Origin of the sequence: Sulfitobacter sp. CB2047 (genome assembly GCF_000735125.2) — a bacterium.
Classification (GTDB): Bacteria; Pseudomonadota; Alphaproteobacteria; order Rhodobacterales; family Rhodobacteraceae; genus Sulfitobacter; species Sulfitobacter pontiacus.
Genome location: NZ_CP072613.1, coordinates 1,736,056 through 1,753,118, shown reverse-complemented (window position 1 = coordinate 1,753,118; position 17,063 = coordinate 1,736,056). Strand labels below are relative to the sequence as shown.

Genomic DNA, 17,063 nt, shown 5'->3' with positions numbered 1-17,063 from the left:
GACGTAGCACAGGCACCACGGCGTCGTTAGTCTTTCTTTTCAGGGTATTCGACCGGACCACCGTGCTTTTCCCATGTCGAAAAACCTTCGCGCAGATGCGCCGCGTCAAAGCCCATGTCTTGCAGCGTCGCCGTGGTGATCGCCGAGCGCCAGCCAGAGGCACAGTGAAAGACAAAGGTTTTGTCCTGACCGAAAATCTCTTTGAAGTACGGGCTGTCAGGGTCGACCCAGAATTCAATCATGCCGCGCGGTGCGTGAAAGCTGCCGGGGATATAGCCGCTGCGCTGGCGTTCACGGATATCGCGCAGGTCAACGACAACAACATCCGGATCCTTCAGCATGGCCATCAGATCAGGCGTTTCGATCTCGCGGATACGCGCACGGGCAGCGGCAACCATATCCGCCGAAGACATCTTGAGCGTCATATTCTTCCTTTCGTTCAGCAGCCGCCAAAGCGCCGATCGCTTACAGTTGCATCGGCTTGGCGCATGTGGATTATGGCACGCAGAACAACGGGGTAAAGCAAGAAGCCACGCGGATGGGAGAATGAAGAATCTGGATGAAGAAGCGTCTTTTTATGCATATTTTCAGTTCTTTATGTCGCGTTTTAACAGCAAAACATCACCCAACGCACACCAATTATTTACATAATGCTGATTATAGGAATCAGATCAGGCGCAAACGCACCCCTCACAAACACAGGATTAGCTAATGAAACTCTGCCGTATCGAAACCCCTGACGGGATAAAACCTGCGATGATTGACGCAGATGGTGCCGCGCGCGATCTGACGCAGCATCTGACGGATATCGAGCTTGCCACAATGGCACCCGCAGCGCTAGACCAGCTGCGCGATGTGGACGTTACGGCCTTGCCTGTCATCACCGGCCGGTTTGCCCCTGTGATCAATGACATACGTCGTATTCTGTGTATCGGGCTGAATTACTCTGACCACGCGGCAGAAGCTGGCATGGAAGTGCCCGATCACCCGATCCTGTTTAGCAAACTCTGCGCGGCCACCGGTGCCAACGATCAGATCATCATCCCCAAGGATTCCGAGAAAACCGATTGGGAAGTTGAACTTGCGGTCGTTATCGGCACCAAGGCGCAGCATGTGTCCGAGGCCGACGCGTTGTCCCATGTGGCGGGTTATGCGACTTTCAACGACGTGTCAGAGCGCGCTTTTCAGATCGAATTCGGCGGTCAGTGGGTCAAGGGCAAGTCCTGCGACAGCTTCGCCCCCATCGGCCCGTATCTGGTGACCGCAGACGAGGTACCGGACCCGCAGAACCTTGATCTATGGCTTGATGTGAACGGCACCCGTCGCCAGACGGGCAATACCCGCACGATGGTCTTCTCGGTGGCCGAGATTATCTCTTTTCTCAGCCGTTTCATGACCTTGCTCCCCGGAGACGTGATCGCCACCGGCACACCGCCCGGCGTTGGCATGGGCTTTAAGCCGCCGGTGTACCTGCAACCGGGCGACGTCGTTGAACTGGGCATCGAAGGCTTGGGGGATCAACGCCAAGAAGTCATACAATTCAACGGGTAAGCGCCCTACCCTAATGCATAACCTGCACCGCGCACCGTGCGGATTGGGTCATCGCCACCGTGAGATGTCAGCGCCTTGCGCAGCCGCGCGATGTGCACATCCACGGTGCGCGTGTCGACATAGATATCGCGGCCCCAGACGTGATCCAGCAGCTGATCGCGGCTAAACACACGGCCCGGACGCTCTAACAGGGTGACCAGCAGCCGGTATTCTGTCGGGCCCAGTTTCAGCTCGTTCGCGGCGCGGTTCACGCGGTGGCGTTCGGTGTCCAGCGTGATATCGGCATAGCTGAGCGCCGCGCCCGACGATGCCGGGCGCACACGGCGTAACTGGGTGCGCACACGGGCCATGAGCTCGCGCATGGAATAGGGTTTGACGACGTAATCATCCGCCCCCGTCTCTAGCCCGCGCACGGTGTCCACCTCTTCTGACCGTGCCGAGAGCATGATCACGGGGATATTACGCGTATCTTCGCGGGTCTTAAGCTGCCGGCACACCTCGATACCGCTCAGCAGCGGCATCATCCAGTCCAGAATAATCAGGTCCGGCAGCGCCTCTGCCACCAGCAGGATCGCTTCTTCGCCATTCTCGGCCCGCCTTACGTCAAACCCTTCGGATTCGAGGTTATACGCCAGAATTTCGCGCTGTGCGGGTTCGTCTTCCACCAACAGGATCTGGGGCTGCGCCGCCGACATGGTTCTACCCCTTCAGCTTGGTGGAGGTGTTATCCGCCTTTGGGCGGTCCTCGTCCGGATGGGTGCCGGTCACCAGATAGACGACCTGTTCCGCGATCGATGTGACCAGATCGCCCATGCGTTCCACGTTTTTCGCGATGAAATGCAGGTGCATACACGATGTGATGTTGCGCGGGTCTTCCATCATGAAGGTGAGGAATTCACGGAACAGCGCGTTGTACATCTGATCCACGTCTTCATCGCGTGCGATCACGTCCATCGCCAGTTCTGCGTCGCGCTGCACATAGGAATCCAGCGCGTCCTTGAGCATGGATTCAACCGTTTTACACATGCGGCGGATGGCACCGGCGCTATCGGCAACTGCAGGAAGCTGCGCGAGCACTGAATTACGCTTGGCCATGTTTTTCGCATAGTCGCCAATACGTTCCAGGCTGGCGCTGATCTTGATCACGCTCAGGATCAGACGCAGGTCCACGGCTGTGGGTGCGCGCAGGGCGATGATGCGGGCGGCGCGTTCGTTGATCAGCTCTTCGAGTGCGTCAATCGCCTTGTCCCCGCCGCGGACCTGATCGGCCAGCTCTTCGTCGCGGGTTTCAAGCGATTGTGCGGCAAGGCGAATGGCATCTTCGACCATGCCACCCATTTTCATGATCTGTGCCTGAACGCTTTCGAGGTCACGGTCAAAGGCAGAGACAATGTGTTGATCTTGCATGATACTTATCCAATCCGGCCAGTGATGTAGCTTTCCGTCCGAGGGTCTTCGGGCGACGTGAAAATCTTGTCGGTCTCGCCGAACTCCACCAGATTGCCAAGGTGGAAGAACGCTGTTTTCTGGCTCACCCGTGCGGCCTGCTGCATGGAGTGTGTGACGATCACGACCGAATAGTCCTGACGCAGCTCATCGATCAGCTCTTCGACCTGCGCGGTGGCGATCGGGTCAAGCGCGGAACAGGGTTCGTCCATCAGCAGCACTTCGGGTTCGGTCGCAACGGCACGGGCGATGCACAGACGTTGCTGTTGCCCGCCAGAGAGGCCGGTGCCGGGCGCATGCAGACGGTCCTTGACCTCGTTCCAGATGGCACCGCGTTTCAGGGCCCGTTCAACGATATCGTCAAGCTCGGACTTGTTGCGGGCCAGACCGTGGATGCGGGGGCCGTAGGCCACGTTGTCATAGATCGATTTCGGGAACGGGTTCGGCTTCTGGAACACCATACCGACCTTGGCGCGCAGCTGCACCGGATCGACCGCGCTGTCATAGATGTCTTCGCCGTCGATCAGGATATCGCCCTTGACGGTGCAGATATCAATCGTGTCGTTCATCCGGTTGATACACCGCAGGAAAGTCGATTTCCCGCAGCCCGATGGTCCGATAAAGGCGGTGACGGTTTTGTCTTGGATATCGACAGAGACATCCTTGATCGCGTGGGTGTCCCCGTAGAAAACCTGCACGTTGCGGGCGGCGATTTTTGTTTGGTTCGTTGTCACGTCCGTCTCCGAAATTACGTTGTCTTTCATAGCCTTGCCTTTCATTCTTACCAGCGCCGCTCGAACCGGCGCCGCAGCATTACGGCGATGGCATTCATGGTGATCAAAAAGACCAGCAAGATGATGATACCGCCCCAGGCGCGTTCATAGAACGCGGGATCGGCGCGTTTGGCCCATTCGTAGATCTGCGCCGGCATGGCGGAGTTCGGGTCCATCAGCCCCGATGCGATGCCGTCGGGCGGGTTCGAGGCGATGAAGCCCACCATCCCGATCAGCAGCAGCGGGGCCGTTTCACCAAGTGCCTGCGCCAGACCGATGATTGTGCCAGTGAGGATACCCGGAGCAGCCAAAGGCAGCACGTGGTGGAACACCGATTGCATCTTCGACGCCCCTACCCCCAGTGCCGCGTCACGGATGCTGGGCGGGACAGATTTCAGCGAGGCGCGGGTCGAGATGATGATCGTCGGCAGCGTCATCAGCGTCAGCACCAGCCCGCCCACCAGCGGGGCCGAGTTTGGCAGGTGCATATAGTTGATGAAAACCGCCAGACCCAGAATACCGAAGACAATCGACGGCACCGCGGCGAGGTTAGAAATATTCACCTCGATGATATCGGTCAGCAGGTTCTTGGGGGCGAATTCTTCAAGGTAGATCGACGCGGCGACCCCGATGGGCAGCGCAAGCGCCAGCACCACCAGCATCATAAAGAGCGAGCCAAGCATCGAGACCCCCATGCCCGCCGCCTCGGGTCGGGCGTCAGACGCATCGGCACCTGTGATGAAATCGATGTTAAAGCGTTTTTCCAGCGCCCCATCTGCGACAAGGGCGTCCACCAGATCAAGCTGCTCTGCGCTGATGCTTTTGTCGTTGGCAATGCTGTCGCGCGTAACGCGGCCCTTCATATAGCCATCGACGCGGCTGTTGGTCAGGAATTCGAATTCAACCGCGGTGCCGATGAGCTCGGGGTTATCCAGCACAAAGTCACGCAGCTGTGCCGCCGCATCCTTGGACAGGATGCCCGCCATATCCTTGGGCTTTAGGTCCGTGGTAATATCGGTCTCGGCCACCTTGGCCTCAAGCGCGGCGGCCATCAGCGGCGCGTAGCCGAAGGTCGATACCTTCTTGATCTCGTCCAGATTCCGGTTGCCGTTCTTGTCCAGCTTTTCCTCAAGCAGTTGCACGTTCAGCGTCAGGAACGTCTGCTGAAAGGCCCCTACGCCGCGTCCGATAATCGTGGTCAGCAAGATCGCCAACATCAGCAGGCCCACGGCGATGGCCGCGATACCGTAGGATTTGAAACGGGCCTCTGCGCGGTTGCGTTTGACGGTGCGCGCGTCGGGCTTCAGCAGCGAATGGCGCGGCGTTGCGGTGTTGGGCATGTCGGTCATTCGTACTGCTCCCGGTATTTGCGCACGATATAAAGCGCCAGAACGTTCAGCCCCAGGGTCAGCACGAACAGCGTCAGACCAAGGGCAAAGGCGACCAGCGTTTCAGGGCTGGCAAAGTCGGTATCCCCGGTCAGCTGGCTGACGATACGGGTGGTGATGGTGGTCATCGCTTCCAGCGGGTTGCCCGAGATGCGGGCGATGGCCCCTGCCCCCAGAACAACGATCATCGTCTCGCCGATGGCCCGGCTCGCGGCGAGAAGCACAGCCCCCACGATCCCCGGCAAAGCGGCAGGCAGCACGACCTGGCGGATGGTTTCGGAATGGGTCGCGCCCAGGCCAAATGACCCGTCGCGCATCGATTGCGGCACAGCGTTGATGATATCGTCGCTTAGCGAAGAAACGAAGGGGATCAGCATGATGCCCATGACCAGCCCCGCCGTCAGGACCGATGTCGCCCCGCTCATCCAGTCGACGCCCAGCAGACCATTATCGCCGCGGCCAAAGATGTTCACAAGGAACGGCCCCACTGTCAGCAAGGCAAAAAGACCATAAACAATGGTCGGGATACCGGCGAGGATCTCCAGCAAAGGCTTGGCGAAAGAGCGTACTTTGTTGTTGGCGTATTCCGACAGGTAAATCGCGGCAAAGAGGCCGATCGGCACGGCCACCAGCAGCGCGATGATCGAGATATAGAGCGTCCCCCAGAGCAGCGGCAGGATCGACAGATCACTGTCCCCGCGGAAGTTCGGGGCCCATGTGGTGCCCAGAAAGAAATCCTGCCAGGGATGCAGGCGGAAGAAATTCAGCGTCTCGAACAACATCGACAGGACGATCCCCACGGTGGTCAGGATCGCCAGCGACGCGGCGAGCACCAGCAACCCCAGCAGAAAACGTTCCACCGTATTGCGCGCGCGAAAATCGGCCCGTGCGGTGCGCATCGCGATGAACAGACCGGCCAGCGCCAAAACAGAGATCACCCCGATCATCAGCCAGCGGCCGGTGTATTCCATTGACCGGTAGCGCTGCGCGGCGGCCAGCACCTCTGGCGTCACGTCAGACCCAAGCGCCACGCCCGAGCCCGCCAGCAGCGCGCGCACATCAGTGCCGGTCACGTCCAGATCACGGGCGCTTTGCGCATCCAGCGCGCCCGATTGCACGGCCGCGTCCAGCCCGTTGGCCACGCGGCGCACGTCGCTCATCACCAGATTGACGGAAGAGCCTTCGTTCACGGCGCTTTGCGGGATCATGTCGATAACCGCGTTCTGGATCAGCATCGGCTGGACCAGCATCCAGATCGCCAGCACAAACAGCGCCGGAATGGCGGTGAGCATGGCGGCATTATAGCCGTAGTAATTCGGAAGGGAGTGCAGCTTGCGCGCATCGCCCGAGACGGACGACATGGCCCGGCTGCGCACCAGACCATAGGCAAGGACTGTTAATATCAAAACAACGACAACTAAGAGCGTGGTAGATCCCACATTGAAAATATCGCGCATGGTGGCCCCCGGTCGCAGCCTGTTTCAGGCTATCATTGTTTGGAAAGTATCAGTCGGCAGCAAAAATCCGGAGGCACCTCGCAGCGCCTCCGGATCGTCAGACAGGGTTTAGGAACCGCTGCCCATTACAGTTTCTTCAGCAACAACCGACTGTGTTTTCGCCAGTTCTGGGTCGGAGACCAGACCGTATTCAGCCAAAGGACCGTCGGGACCGGCAATCTCGTCTGCCACGAAGAACTCGGCATATTCTTTCAAGCCGGGGATCACGCCGATGTGCGCTTTCTTGACGTAGAAGAACAGCGGGCGGGATACGGGGTAGTCGCCGCTCGAGATGGTTTCAACGGTGGGCTCAATGCCGCTCATGTTGGCGACGGTCAGCTTGTCGGTGTTGTTCTCGTAGAAGGCCAGACCGAAGACGCCGATGCCGTCTTTGTTGCTTTCGATGCGCGCCAGCGTTTCGGTGTAGTCACCGTCGATGTCCACGGAAACACCATCGGTGCGCAGCGCGATACATGCTTTTTCAGCGGCTTTCTTGTCGTCGCCATTGGCGGCCTTGAAAGCTTCGAAATCGCCGGTGGCTTCACAGCCTGCCAGGATCACTTTTTCTTCGAAAACTTCGCGTGTGCCGTGCTTGGTGCCGGGGATGTAGGCCTGGATCGGCTGCTCGGGGAAGCTGGCGTTCACATCGGACCACATTTTGTTGGGGTTCGCCACGATCTCGCCGTCGACAACGACTTCGGCGGACAGGGCTTTGTACCAGTCTTCGGGGGTGAATTCGAATGTGTTGCCATTGATGTCGGAGGCAAACACGATGCCGTCATAGCCGATCTGGACTTCGATGATGTCGGTCACACCGTTCGCGGCGCAGGCTTCGACTTCGGAGCTTTTGATCTTGCGCGAGGCGTTTGCCACGTCGATTGTGTTCTCGCCAACACCTTCACAAAAACGCTTCAGACCCGCCGAGGAGCCACCGGATTCTACAACAGGTGTCGGGAAATCGAAGTTTTCGCCAAAGGCTTCGGCAACGATGGACGCATAGGGCAAAACAGTGGAGGAACCGGCAACCTGTACCTGATCACGCGCGGCAGCGGCGGTTGCGGATACGGCGGCAATGGCCAGCGCGGAAGTGGTGAGTTTAACGAGCGACATGATGTCTCCTGTCAGCTTAGATTTGTCTGACCACCCCCATGGTGATCTTGCCGCAGCAATAGGCGGGCGACACTGAGCTTTTGTGACAGTCATGTTACAGTTTTATGACACGGACGGAAATTGTAATTTCTTTTTGACCAAAATGCGCCCGATCACGCCACATCCATAGGCAAGATCACCGTGAATCGCGCCCCATCTCCCAGATCAGAGGTGATTTTCAGCCGTCCGCGGTGCCGGTTCAGGATATGTTTTACAATCGCCAGCCCCAACCCCGTCCCGCCAAGCGCGCGGCTGCGGTGGCTGTCGGCGCGGTAGAAGCGTTCGGTCAGGCGTGGCAGGTGCACAGGGTCGATCCCCGGACCGTGGTCGCGAATGGTGACCCGCACCGCAGGCCCGCGCAAGGAAGGGTCACGCAAGGTCGTCTCGACCGAGATTTCGACGTCTTTACCCACGCCACCATATTTGATGCCGTTTTCAATAAGGTTCGTGAACACCTGCAACAGCTGGTCCGTATCCCCCATCAGGGGCAGCGGATCGTCCCCCATAGTCGCGACCAACGTCACATTCGCCTCTACGGCCAAGGGGTTGAGGTTGCGCATGGTCGATTGCAGCACATAGCGCAGATCGACCTTATCCGTCGGGCGCACCCGTTCGTCCGATTCGACGCGGGACAGCGACAGCAGGTCGCCCACCAGCCGGTTCATGCGCTCGGCCTCTCCGGTCATGATCCCCAGAAACCGGTCCCGTGCGGGGGCGTCGTCACGCGCAGGGCCGCGCAAGGTTTCGATGAACCCCATCATCGCCGTCAGCGGGGTGCGCAATTCGTGGCTGACGTTGGCGACGAAATCGCGGCGCATCTGGCTGGCGTTGGTGACCTGTGTGATGTCTTGAAAGCTCAGCAAGACGTAATCCATGCCGGTCACCTTTCGGACGTGCACCCGAAAGGTCGTGTCATTGCCATTGTCGCTGGCCAGATATTGCGCCTCGCGCGGGGTATCATCCTGTTGGCATTGTTCGACCGCATCGACCACCGCCGGCTGGCGCAACACGTTGATGTAATGGCGGTCCAATGCGCCACGGCCCAGCAGAGCTTGGGCCGGCGCATTCATCGCGACGATACGTTCAGCCCGATCAACGGCAAGCGTAGGCAAAGGCAGCGCTGCCAGCAGATCCGGCAGATGCGGGCGCAGCACCATGCTCAGACGGGTTTAAGCTGGCTGGCAAAGCGCCGCGCGTTGTCTTGGTAGTGTTTCGCGCTGGCGGTCAGCCCTGCAATCGCCGCCGCGTCCAGCTCGCGCACGACCTTGCCCGGTGCGCCCATCACAAGCGACCCGTCGGGGATCACCTTGTTTTCAGTGATCAACGCCCCTGCCCCGATCAGACAATTCTTGCCGATCTTGGCCCCGTTCAGGATCGTCGCCCCCATCCCGACCAGCGAATTATCCCCGATGGTACAGCCGTGCAGCATGACCTTGTGACCGATCGTACAGTTTTCTCCCACGGTCAGCGGACAGCCCGGGTCCGTGTGAAAAACGCAGTTTTCCTGCACATTACTGCCCTTGCCGACGAGGATCAGTTCGTTATCGCCGCGCAGCGTACAGCCGAACCAGACAGAGGCATCAGCCTCGAGCGTCACATTCCCGATGACATTGGCATCGGGGGCAACCCATGCATCCGCGTGAACCTGCGGGGTGATATCGGCCAGAGCGTAAAGCGTCATTTCGTGTCCTCGAATTCTGATTGCAGCGCGCGCACATGATCCACCAGTTTCGGCTGCTGCGAAAGGCGCAATCTTTCGGCGGTGATGATCGACTTCAGCTTGGCCTCTGTTTCGGTCAGGTCATCATTGACCAGCACGTAGTCGTAGCCGTCCCAATGGCTGATCTCGTCCCAGCTTTTCTCCATTCGCAGGGCGATGGTATCGGGGGCGTCCTGACCACGGGTTTCCAGACGCCGCCGCAGCTCTTTGATCGAGGGCGGCAGGATGAAGATCGACAGCACGTGCTGCTTGAGCGTCGAGTTGCTGATTTGCTGCGCGCCCTGCCAATCCACGTCGAAAAGCACATCGCGACCACTGTCGATCGCCTTTTGCACCGGTCCCTTGGGCGAGCCGTAATAGTTGTTGAAGACGCGGGCGTGCTCAAGCATATCGCCATCGTTCACCATGGCGCGGAAGTCATCCTCGGCGGTGAAAAAATAGTCCTTTCCGTCTTCCTCGCCGACACGCGGTGCGCGGGTGGTGGCCGAGACAGAGAATTCAAGCGAGGTATCCCAATCGCGCAGCTTGCGGGCCAGCGTCGATTTACCCGCCCCCGAGGGCGAGCTGAGGATGATCAATAGGCCGCGTCGGTCGCTCATGTCTTACTCCACATTTTGCACTTGTTCGCGCATCTGATCTATCACCGCCTTCAAGGCCAGCCCGATCTGGGTCAGCGCGGTGTTTTGTGCCTTGGCGCACAGTGTATTGGCCTCGCGGTTGAACTCCTGCATCAGGAAATCCAGCTTGCGCCCCACGGCCCCCTCCTGCGCCAGCAAGGCGCGGGCGGCATCCACATGGGCGTGTAGGCGGTCGATCTCTTCCGTGATGTCGGATTTGACGGCGATCAGCGCCAGTTCCTGCGCCAGCCGGTCAGCGTCCACGCCTTCGGCATTGTCCAGCACCCGCGAAAGATTGCGTTGCAACGTCTGTGCCATCTCGTCCTTGCGCGTCTCGGCCAGCGCGGCAGCCTGTGTTGTCAGCTCTGCCACCTGCGTCAACTGCGCCTCGAGAACCTGCGCCAAGGCAGCCCCTTCGCGGGCGCGCATGTCGTTGAAATCGGCAAGCACCGTGGGGAATTCCGCCAACAATGTCGCGCAAAGGGCGGCCACATCATCCACCATCGTCGCCTGTTCAAGAACGCCGCGCATTGTGACGATATCGGTCGCCTTGGAGGGCGCAAGCGAGATACCCGCGTCCATCGCGCGCGCTTCGATCTGGTGCAGCGCGTCCAGCACGACCTCAAGCTGATCCGCGTTCACCGTCAATGCGCCAGAGCCATCCTCGCGGGTGATCCGTAGGTTGCAGGTGACATTGCCGCGGGTGATGGCAGCGCCGAGCGTTTTGCGCAGGCCGGCTTCCAGCCCGTCGATCCAGTCGGGCACACGCAGGCGCAGGTCGAGCCCCTTGCCGTTGACCGATCGCAATTCCCACCCCCAACTGTGCGGGCCGGACGCACCACTGGCCGAGGCGAAACCCGTCATTGAACGTATCATGGCATGGTCCTTGTCGATTGCGATTGTTGCGCGCCTTAAAAGGGAAAGTCGCAAATGGGGCAAGTAAAAAGCCATTCTGCCGCGCGAGGTCTCCCCTTAACGGTCTGTTAACCAAGTTTGCTGTTATATCTACAAATTACCGCTCATTTGACTAAACTCAGGCAATACATCGCGGCTCCTTGCCGCCCCCCGTACTGCTCTTGTCCCGACCGCAATAAGGCTGCCCGATGAAACATCTTCCTCCTCTGGATGACATGCCCCAGACCGGCTCTCGCCGGGTGATGCCGCCGCCGACACCCGCGATGGTTGACGTGCGCGCCTATTGGCAGGGGCTTTGCCGTGGTCAGCCGGTTCCGTTCCGGTCACAGATCGACCCTGCACAGATCACCTCCGTGCTGGATCGCGCCTTTGTTCTGGAACGCAGGCGGTCTGAACTGGCGCGGTTTCGCGTCGCCGGATCGCAGCTGTGCACTGCCATGGGAATGGACCTGCGCGGGATGCCGATGATCTCTCTGTTCGACCCGTCCGAGCGTCGCCGCTGCAGTGATTGGCTGGATCACATTCTGTCACAGCCCGCCACCGGAGAGATGACGCTCACCGCGGGGGATGCGGCCGTTCAGGCGCGTATGCTGGTGCTGCCGCTGCGCAGTGACATGGGGCAGATCGACCGGATGCTTGGCTGTCTGGAGATCACATCCAATGGCATCGAGCATCCGGGCTTGTATCGCATCGGCGACCTTGCCACCACACCGATCCCGCGCCCGCCACGGGCCGATGTGGCAGAGGAAACGCACACGCCCTGCCCCGAAGGTTTCGCCGATCCAGCCGCGCGTTTTGCCGCGCGGTCCGGTCGCAACCGGCCAGCCTATCTACGGGTCGTGAAGTAAACGGGGTAACCCCGATGGAACGCACCCCGATGCCGCAAAAGAAAAAGGCCGCGCATGATGATATGCGCGGCCTTTCTTATTGCATGAGCTGCGGCAGTTAGCCGACGGCTTTGACCTGTTGGTTCGCCCGGCGTGCCGACAGTTCCTCGGCCACGAGGAAGGCAAGCTCCAGTGACTGGCTGGCGTTCAAACGCGGGTCGCAGGCAGTGTGGTAGCGGTCCGACAGGTCTTCGTCCTGAACGGCGCGGACACCACCAGTACATTCTGTCACATCTTGGCCGGTCATCTCAAAGTGGACACCACCGGGCACGGTGCCCTCGGCCCCATGTACCGCAAAGAATTCACGCACTTCGCGCAGCACGGAATCAAAGGGCCGCGTTTTATAGCCGCTTGAGGATTTGATCGTGTTGCCATGCATGGGGTCACAGGTCCAGACGACATTCGCGCCCTCTTCCTGCACGGTCTTGATCAGACGCGGCAGGTGTTCCCCCACATTGCCGGCCCCGAAACGCGCGATCAGGGTCAGGCGACCCTCTTCGTTTTCGGGGTTCAGCTTGTGCATCAACAGCTTGAGGTCATCGCTGGTCATCGTCGGGCCGCACTTCAGGCCGATGGGGTTCTGAACGCCGCGGGCAAATTCCACATGCGCGCCATCAGGCTGACGTGTCCGGTCACCGATCCAGATCATGTGACCCGAGCCCGCCAGCCATTTGCCGGTCTGGCTGTCCTGACGGCACAGCGCCTCTTCGTATTCCAGCAGCAGCGATTCGTGGCTTGTATAATATTCCACCGATTGCAGCGTATGCGCCGTCTCGGACGTGACACCAGCCGCCGCCATGAAATCAAGCGTGTCTGAAATGCGGTTCGCGATCTCGCGGTATTTTTCCGCCTTTTCGCTTTCGGTAAAGCCCAAAGTCCAGCCGTGCACCTGATGCACATCGGCATAGCCGCCGGTCGAGAACGCCCGGATCAGGTTCAGGGTCGCGGCGGCCTGTGTGTAGGCGCGCAGCATCTTTTTAGGGTCAGGAATACGGGCCTCGGCGGTAAAGGCCAGCTCGTTGATGATGTCACCGCGGTAGCTTGGCAGTTCCACCCCATCCACGGTTTCCGTGGGCGCTGAACGCGGTTTGGCGAACTGACCCGCCATGCGGCCCAGCTTGATCACCGGCACTTTGGCACCGTGGGTCAGCACGATGGCCATCTGCAACATCACCTTGAACGTGTCGCGGATCATATCGCTGCTGAATTGTTCGAAGCTTTCGGCGCAATCACCGCCCTGAAGCAAGAACGCCTCGCCACGGCCCGCCGCCGCCAGGTGCTTTTTCAGCCGCCGCGCTTCACCCGCAAAGACCAACAATGGATAACGGGACAATTCAGCTTCGACCGCGCGCAGCGCGTCCTGATCAGGATAGTCGGGCATCTGGATCCGCGGTTTGTCGCGCCAGCTTGATTTTGTCCAATCGGTCATCATTTTTCTCCGAAGTCCGCAGCGCCCGAAGTGTCAGGCGCAAACATTGTGAAATTGTGGTATATAAAGGTCTGGCCCAAGTGACCAGAACCGAAATTCACCCTATTGACCTTCGCCCCCGCCCGTGGGCAAGGTTTTCGGCAGGTTTTTGAGGGCAGCGCCCACTTTGCCCCAACGTATAACGCAAACCTGAAAGGCGACGTGATGAGCGACACCCGTCTGGCCAACCGCATTCTTCCTGACGCTGAAAAGACACGGCGCTTTGTCTTTGTACTGCTGGAAAACTTTACCATGCTAAGCTTTGCCTCGGCGGTGGAATGTCTGCGCATCGCCAACCGCATGGCGGGTCGTCCGGCCTATGACTGGCGTCTGATCGGCGAGGATGGCGGGCGCGTGCGCTGTTCGGCAGGGGCAGAATTCACGCTGGACGGCGATCTGGACGATCTGGGCCGCGACGACACGCTGGTGGTCTGCAGCGGCATCGACGTGCAGGCGGCGACGACCAAGAAGCTGCTGGGATGGCTGCGCCGGGAGGCCCGCAAGGGCATGATGGTCGGCGGTCTGTGCACGGCCGCCTTTACGCTGGCCAAGGCCGGATTGCTGGACGGGAAGAAAGCTACGATCCACTGGGAAAATCAGGATAGTTTCAGCGAAGACTTCGAGGACGTCACCCTGACAAAATCGGTCTTTGTGGTGGACGGCAACCGGATGACGACAGCGGGCGGGACATCCTCGATCGATCTGATGCTCAAGCTGATTGCCGACGATCTGGGCGAGGATCTGGCAAATGCCGTTGCCGACCAGCTGATCTATAGCTCCATCCGCACGGATCAGGACACGCAGCGTCTGTCGGTGCCCACCCGTATCGGCGTGCGGCATCCCAAGCTGGGTCAGGTCATCCAGATGATGGAGGCCAATATCGAAGAGCCGATCAGCCCGTCCTCATTGGCGCGCGATGTCGGCATGTCCACGCGGCAGCTTGAACGGCTGTTCCGCCGCTACCTCAACCGAAGCCCCAAACGCTATTACATGGAACTGCGCCTGCAAAAGGCGCGTAACCTGCTGATGCAAACGGATATGAGCGTGATCAACGTGGCGCTGGCCTGTGGCTTTGCCTCGCCGTCGCATTTTTCCAAATGCTACCGCGCGCATTATAACACCACGCCTTACCGCGAACGCGGGTCGCATGCGGCCAAGCCTGTCGCCTAGTCGTTACTGATCCGGTACACCGCCCCGTCCCCGACCGAGATAAACCAGATCGCGCCGTCCGGCGCCTCTATGATGTCGCGCACCCGTGCCGTGGCGGGGGTAGAGATTTGCGCCACCTCGGCCAGCGGGTCGCCCTGTAGCCGCGCGATATAATTGAACTTGAGCGAGCCTATGAAGATATCGCCCCGCCAGTCGGGAAACATCTTGCCCGAATAGACCAGCAACCCCGAAGGCGCGATAGACGGGTCCCAGTAGAAGGCGGGCTGCTCCATCCCCTCTTTCGCGGTGCCTTCGCCGATCTTGGCACCGGAGTAATGGCGCCCGTAGGATATCACCGGCCATCCGTAATTCGCGCCCTTGCGGACCGCGTTAACCTCGTCTCCGCCGCGCGCCCCATGTTCTGACACCCACAGGTTGCCCTCCAGATCAAGCGCTGCCCCTTGCGGGTTGCGATGCCCGTAGGACCAGATTTCCGGCAGCACGTCGTCGCGCCCGACAAACGGGTTATCGGCGGGCACAGTACCGTCACGGTTCACCCGCACGACAGAGCCGTTGTGCTGCCCCAGATCCTGCGCCGCGGGGCGGTCGCCGCGCTCTCCGACAGTGACGAAAAGCGTGCCATCGCGCGCCTCGACCACGCGGCTGCCAAAGTGCTGACCGGCGGCAGACCCGCGTGACATGGTAAAGAGATCGCGTAGATTTTCGAGCCGCGCACCATCCTGCGACAGCTCTGCCGCGGCAAGCGCGGTACCGGCACCGCCCTCAAGCGCTTTGGCATAGGTCAGGAATATGGTGCGCGATCTGTCAAAATCCCGTGCCAGCGTGATGTCCAGCAAGCCGCCCTGCCCTGCGTCAACGACCTGCGGTGCGCCCGCAACCTCGTGGCTGGTCCCCTCGCGGACCCGCAGCAAGCGGCCGTCTCGTTCGGTGACCAGCACGTCCCCATTCGGCAAAATCGCCAGCGCCCAAGGCGTCTCCAGCCCTGACACCTGCTGGGTAATCCGCAACTCTTGCGCGCCAAGGCCCGACGGGCCCATGACCGATCCGGCTATGACCAACGCCCCGATGGCCCGTGCGGCCAGATGTATCATCCCTCCGCGAAACATGGCTTTCCCCCTTCATACAACCTATCCCTGCAAACCTAGCGCAGACAAAGCGTCGATCCACATCATCTTGCGCCACTTTACCTAGGGATAACGCTTTTCTTTTTCAAAATCGCCGCATAGGCTCTGGCGCAGAACACCATGTTCAACAGGGAGAGAAACATGAAAAAGATGCTTATGGCCACAACGGCTGCAGCATTGCTGGCCACCAATGCCTATGCCGACGCGCATAGCAAGGACGTGAAGCTTGGCGTGATCTTTGGCTACACCGGCCCGATTGAATCGCTGACCGGCATCATGGCATCCAGCGCCGAGCTGGCCATGAAAGAAGTCACCGACAGCGGCATGCTGATGGACGGTGCGACAGTCACCGCCTCGCGCGCGGACACGGGCTGCGTCGATAACGCGCTTGCGGTATCCAGTGCGGAACGCCTGATCGCCGAAGGGATCAACGGCATTGTGGGCGCGGCCTGCTCTGGCGTGAGCGGCGCGATCTTGCAGAACGCGGCACTGCCCAACGGCATGGTGATGATTTCGCCATCCTCCACATCGCCCGGCCTGACATCCATGGAAGACGACGGTCTGTTCTTCCGCACCGCCCCCTCCGACGCCCGACAGGGCGAGGTCATGGCAGAGGTGCTGATGGAAGAAGGCATCAAGGAAGTCGCGGTCACCTATACCAACAACGACTACGGCAAGGGTTTGGCGGACGCGTTCCAGCAGGCCTATGAAGCCGCGGGCGGGACGATCACCATCTCTGCCGCACATGAAGACGGCAAGGCCGATTACTCTGCCGAGGTTGGCGCGCTGGCCTCTGCCGGTGGTGACCGTCTGGTGGTTGCGGGCTACGTCGATCAGGGTGGATCGGGCGTTGTGCGTGCAGCGATTGATTCAGGCGCGTTCGACACGTTCCACTTCCCCGACGGGATGATCGCGGCGAACCTTGAAAACAACTTCGGTTCCGAGCTGGACGGCTCCACCGGCCAGCACCCCGGCACCGATAGCCCCGGCGCTGACAAGTTCACCGCGCTGGTCGACGGTGCCTTCGACACCACGTCGCCCTTCGCACCCGAAAGCTATGACGCAGCGGCGCTGCTGATGCTGGCGATGCAGGCCGCAGGGTCTTCCGATCCGCAGGACTATAAGGATCAGGTCATGTCGGTCGCGAACGCCCCCGGCGAAAAGATCTATCCGGGTGAGCTGGCCAAGGCGCTGCAAATCCTCAAGGACGGCGGCGAAGTCGATTATGAAGGCGCAACCGCGGTTGAACTGATCGGCCCCGGTGAATCCGCTGGCAGCTACCGTCAGATCAAGATCGAAGACGGCAAGATCACGACGGTTCAATACCGCTAACATCACATGACGTGACAGAAAACAGCC

Annotated in this window: 17 protein-coding genes; 4 read left to right on the top strand and 13 right to left on the bottom strand. The window is 60.1% G+C overall.

The features are described 5' to 3' along the window. Positions 1-26 precede the first annotated feature (26 nt). Entirely contained in the window at positions 27-425 is a 399-nt protein-coding gene (locus tag IV89_RS08635) for a rhodanese-like domain-containing protein (RefSeq protein ID WP_005853596.1), read from the bottom strand. A 286-nt stretch (positions 426-711) separates the two neighbouring features. Here IV89_RS08635 and IV89_RS08630 point away from each other — a divergent pair, with 286 nt between their 5' ends. After that, positions 712-1,551 carry a fumarylacetoacetate hydrolase family protein gene (locus IV89_RS08630; protein ID WP_037944307.1) on the top strand — a complete coding sequence of 280 codons (840 nt, stop codon included), beginning with the start codon at positions 712-714 and terminating at the stop codon, positions 1,549-1,551. A gap of 5 nt (positions 1,552-1,556) precedes the next feature. On the opposite strand, the gene phoB is transcribed toward IV89_RS08630, so the two are convergent. The 10 genes from phoB to IV89_RS08580 form a co-directional block, all read right to left on the bottom strand. Further along, positions 1,557-2,246 carry a phosphate regulon transcriptional regulator PhoB gene (gene phoB / locus IV89_RS08625; RefSeq protein ID WP_005853599.1) on the bottom strand — a complete coding sequence of 230 codons (690 nt, stop codon included), beginning with the start codon at positions 2,244-2,246 and terminating at the stop codon, positions 1,557-1,559. A gap of 4 nt (positions 2,247-2,250) precedes the next feature. Continuing rightward, on the bottom strand, positions 2,251-2,958 hold the full coding sequence (gene phoU, locus IV89_RS08620; RefSeq protein WP_009824650.1) for a phosphate signaling complex protein PhoU: 708 nt from the start codon (positions 2,956-2,958) through the stop codon (positions 2,251-2,253). Positions 2,959-2,963: 5 nt separating this feature from the next. Further along, a complete protein-coding gene (gene pstB / locus IV89_RS08615; RefSeq protein ID WP_005853603.1) occupies positions 2,964-3,761 on the bottom strand; it encodes a phosphate ABC transporter ATP-binding protein PstB in 798 nt (265 codons plus the stop codon). A 17-nt stretch (positions 3,762-3,778) separates the two neighbouring features. After that, complete coding sequence (gene pstA, locus IV89_RS08610; RefSeq protein ID WP_037944308.1) at positions 3,779-5,119, bottom strand: phosphate ABC transporter permease PstA; 1,341 nt, start codon at positions 5,117-5,119, stop codon at positions 3,779-3,781. Beyond that, positions 5,116-6,615, bottom strand: coding sequence for a phosphate ABC transporter permease subunit PstC (gene pstC / locus IV89_RS08605; RefSeq protein ID WP_051843961.1), 1,500 nt, complete (start codon positions 6,613-6,615; stop codon positions 5,116-5,118). Before pstC ends, pstA begins: the two co-directional genes overlap by 4 nt. Positions 6,616-6,723: 108 nt before the next feature. Beyond that, positions 6,724-7,764 carry a substrate-binding domain-containing protein gene (locus tag IV89_RS08600; RefSeq protein ID WP_037944309.1) on the bottom strand — a complete coding sequence of 347 codons (1,041 nt, stop codon included), beginning with the start codon at positions 7,762-7,764 and terminating at the stop codon, positions 6,724-6,726. A 152-nt stretch (positions 7,765-7,916) separates the two neighbouring features. Continuing rightward, complete coding sequence (locus tag IV89_RS08595; protein ID WP_009824654.1) at positions 7,917-8,960, bottom strand: ATP-binding protein; 1,044 nt, start codon at positions 8,958-8,960, stop codon at positions 7,917-7,919. Positions 8,961-8,962: 2 nt separating this feature from the next. After that, on the bottom strand, positions 8,963-9,484 hold the full coding sequence (locus tag IV89_RS08590; protein WP_009824655.1) for a gamma carbonic anhydrase family protein: 522 nt from the start codon (positions 9,482-9,484) through the stop codon (positions 8,963-8,965). After that, positions 9,481-10,122 (bottom strand): guanylate kinase, encoded by a 642-nt coding sequence (gmk, locus tag IV89_RS08585; RefSeq protein ID WP_005853615.1) that lies wholly within the window; start codon positions 10,120-10,122, stop codon positions 9,481-9,483. Before gmk ends, IV89_RS08590 begins: the two co-directional genes overlap by 4 nt. Positions 10,123-10,125: 3 nt before the next feature. Next, positions 10,126-11,016, bottom strand: a complete 891-nt coding sequence (locus tag IV89_RS08580; RefSeq protein WP_037944310.1) for a YicC/YloC family endoribonuclease — start codon at positions 11,014-11,016, stop codon at positions 10,126-10,128. 227 nt (positions 11,017-11,243) lie between these two features. On the opposite strand from IV89_RS08580, the gene IV89_RS08575 reads away from it, so the two are divergent. Continuing rightward, positions 11,244-11,903 (top strand): PAS domain-containing protein, encoded by a 660-nt coding sequence (locus IV89_RS08575; protein ID WP_037944311.1) that lies wholly within the window; start codon positions 11,244-11,246, stop codon positions 11,901-11,903. A gap of 97 nt (positions 11,904-12,000) precedes the next feature. Here the strand turns inward: IV89_RS08575 and IV89_RS08570 are convergent, their stop codons facing one another. Further along, positions 12,001-13,371 (bottom strand): 3-deoxy-7-phosphoheptulonate synthase class II, encoded by a 1,371-nt coding sequence (locus tag IV89_RS08570; RefSeq protein ID WP_037945027.1) that lies wholly within the window; start codon positions 13,369-13,371, stop codon positions 12,001-12,003. A 204-nt stretch (positions 13,372-13,575) separates the two neighbouring features. Between IV89_RS08570 and IV89_RS08565 the strand changes: the two genes are divergently transcribed. Then, positions 13,576-14,580 carry a GlxA family transcriptional regulator gene (locus IV89_RS08565; protein WP_180827738.1) on the top strand — a complete coding sequence of 335 codons (1,005 nt, stop codon included), beginning with the start codon at positions 13,576-13,578 and terminating at the stop codon, positions 14,578-14,580. Here the strand turns inward: IV89_RS08565 and IV89_RS08560 are convergent. Then, the gene (locus IV89_RS08560) at positions 14,577-15,686 is read right to left on the bottom strand and encodes a PQQ-dependent sugar dehydrogenase (protein WP_037944313.1); all 1,110 of its coding nucleotides are present in this window, start codon (positions 15,684-15,686) and stop codon (positions 14,577-14,579) included. The two genes, IV89_RS08565 and IV89_RS08560, sit on opposite strands and share 4 nt — an antisense overlap. A 159-nt stretch (positions 15,687-15,845) precedes the next feature. Here IV89_RS08560 and IV89_RS08555 point away from each other — a divergent pair, with 159 nt between their 5' ends. Next, a complete protein-coding gene (locus IV89_RS08555) occupies positions 15,846-17,036 on the top strand; it encodes an ABC transporter substrate-binding protein (RefSeq protein WP_037944314.1) in 1,191 nt (396 codons plus the stop codon). Positions 17,037-17,063: the final 27 nt, after the last annotated feature.

Coding starts and splice junctions, on each gene's coding strand:
- IV89_RS08635 (WP_005853596.1), bottom strand. CDS start 425: ATGACGCTCAAGATGTCTTCGGCGGATATGGTTGCCGCTGCCCGTGCG.
- IV89_RS08630 (WP_037944307.1), top strand. CDS start 712: ATGAAACTCTGCCGTATCGAAACCCCTGACGGGATAAAACCTGCGATG.
- phoB (WP_005853599.1), bottom strand. CDS start 2,246: ATGTCGGCGGCGCAGCCCCAGATCCTGTTGGTGGAAGACGAACCCGCA.
- phoU (WP_009824650.1), bottom strand. CDS start 2,958: ATGCAAGATCAACACATTGTCTCTGCCTTTGACCGTGACCTCGAAAGC.
- pstB (WP_005853603.1), bottom strand. CDS start 3,761: ATGAAAGACAACGTAATTTCGGAGACGGACGTGACAACGAACCAAACA.
- pstA (WP_037944308.1), bottom strand. CDS start 5,119: ATGACCGACATGCCCAACACCGCAACGCCGCGCCATTCGCTGCTGAAG.
- pstC (WP_051843961.1), bottom strand. CDS start 6,615: ATGCGCGATATTTTCAATGTGGGATCTACCACGCTCTTAGTTGTCGTT.
- IV89_RS08600 (WP_037944309.1), bottom strand. CDS start 7,764: ATGTCGCTCGTTAAACTCACCACTTCCGCGCTGGCCATTGCCGCCGTA.
- IV89_RS08595 (WP_009824654.1), bottom strand. CDS start 8,960: ATGGTGCTGCGCCCGCATCTGCCGGATCTGCTGGCAGCGCTGCCTTTG.
- IV89_RS08590 (WP_009824655.1), bottom strand. CDS start 9,484: ATGACGCTTTACGCTCTGGCCGATATCACCCCGCAGGTTCACGCGGAT.
- gmk (WP_005853615.1), bottom strand. CDS start 10,122: ATGAGCGACCGACGCGGCCTATTGATCATCCTCAGCTCGCCCTCGGGG.
- IV89_RS08580 (WP_037944310.1), bottom strand. CDS start 11,016: ATGATACGTTCAATGACGGGTTTCGCCTCGGCCAGTGGTGCGTCCGGC.
- IV89_RS08575 (WP_037944311.1), top strand. CDS start 11,244: ATGAAACATCTTCCTCCTCTGGATGACATGCCCCAGACCGGCTCTCGC.
- IV89_RS08570 (WP_037945027.1), bottom strand. CDS start 13,371: ATGACCGATTGGACAAAATCAAGCTGGCGCGACAAACCGCGGATCCAG.
- IV89_RS08565 (WP_180827738.1), top strand. CDS start 13,576: ATGAGCGACACCCGTCTGGCCAACCGCATTCTTCCTGACGCTGAAAAG.
- IV89_RS08560 (WP_037944313.1), bottom strand. CDS start 15,686: ATGTTTCGCGGAGGGATGATACATCTGGCCGCACGGGCCATCGGGGCG.
- IV89_RS08555 (WP_037944314.1), top strand. CDS start 15,846: ATGAAAAAGATGCTTATGGCCACAACGGCTGCAGCATTGCTGGCCACC.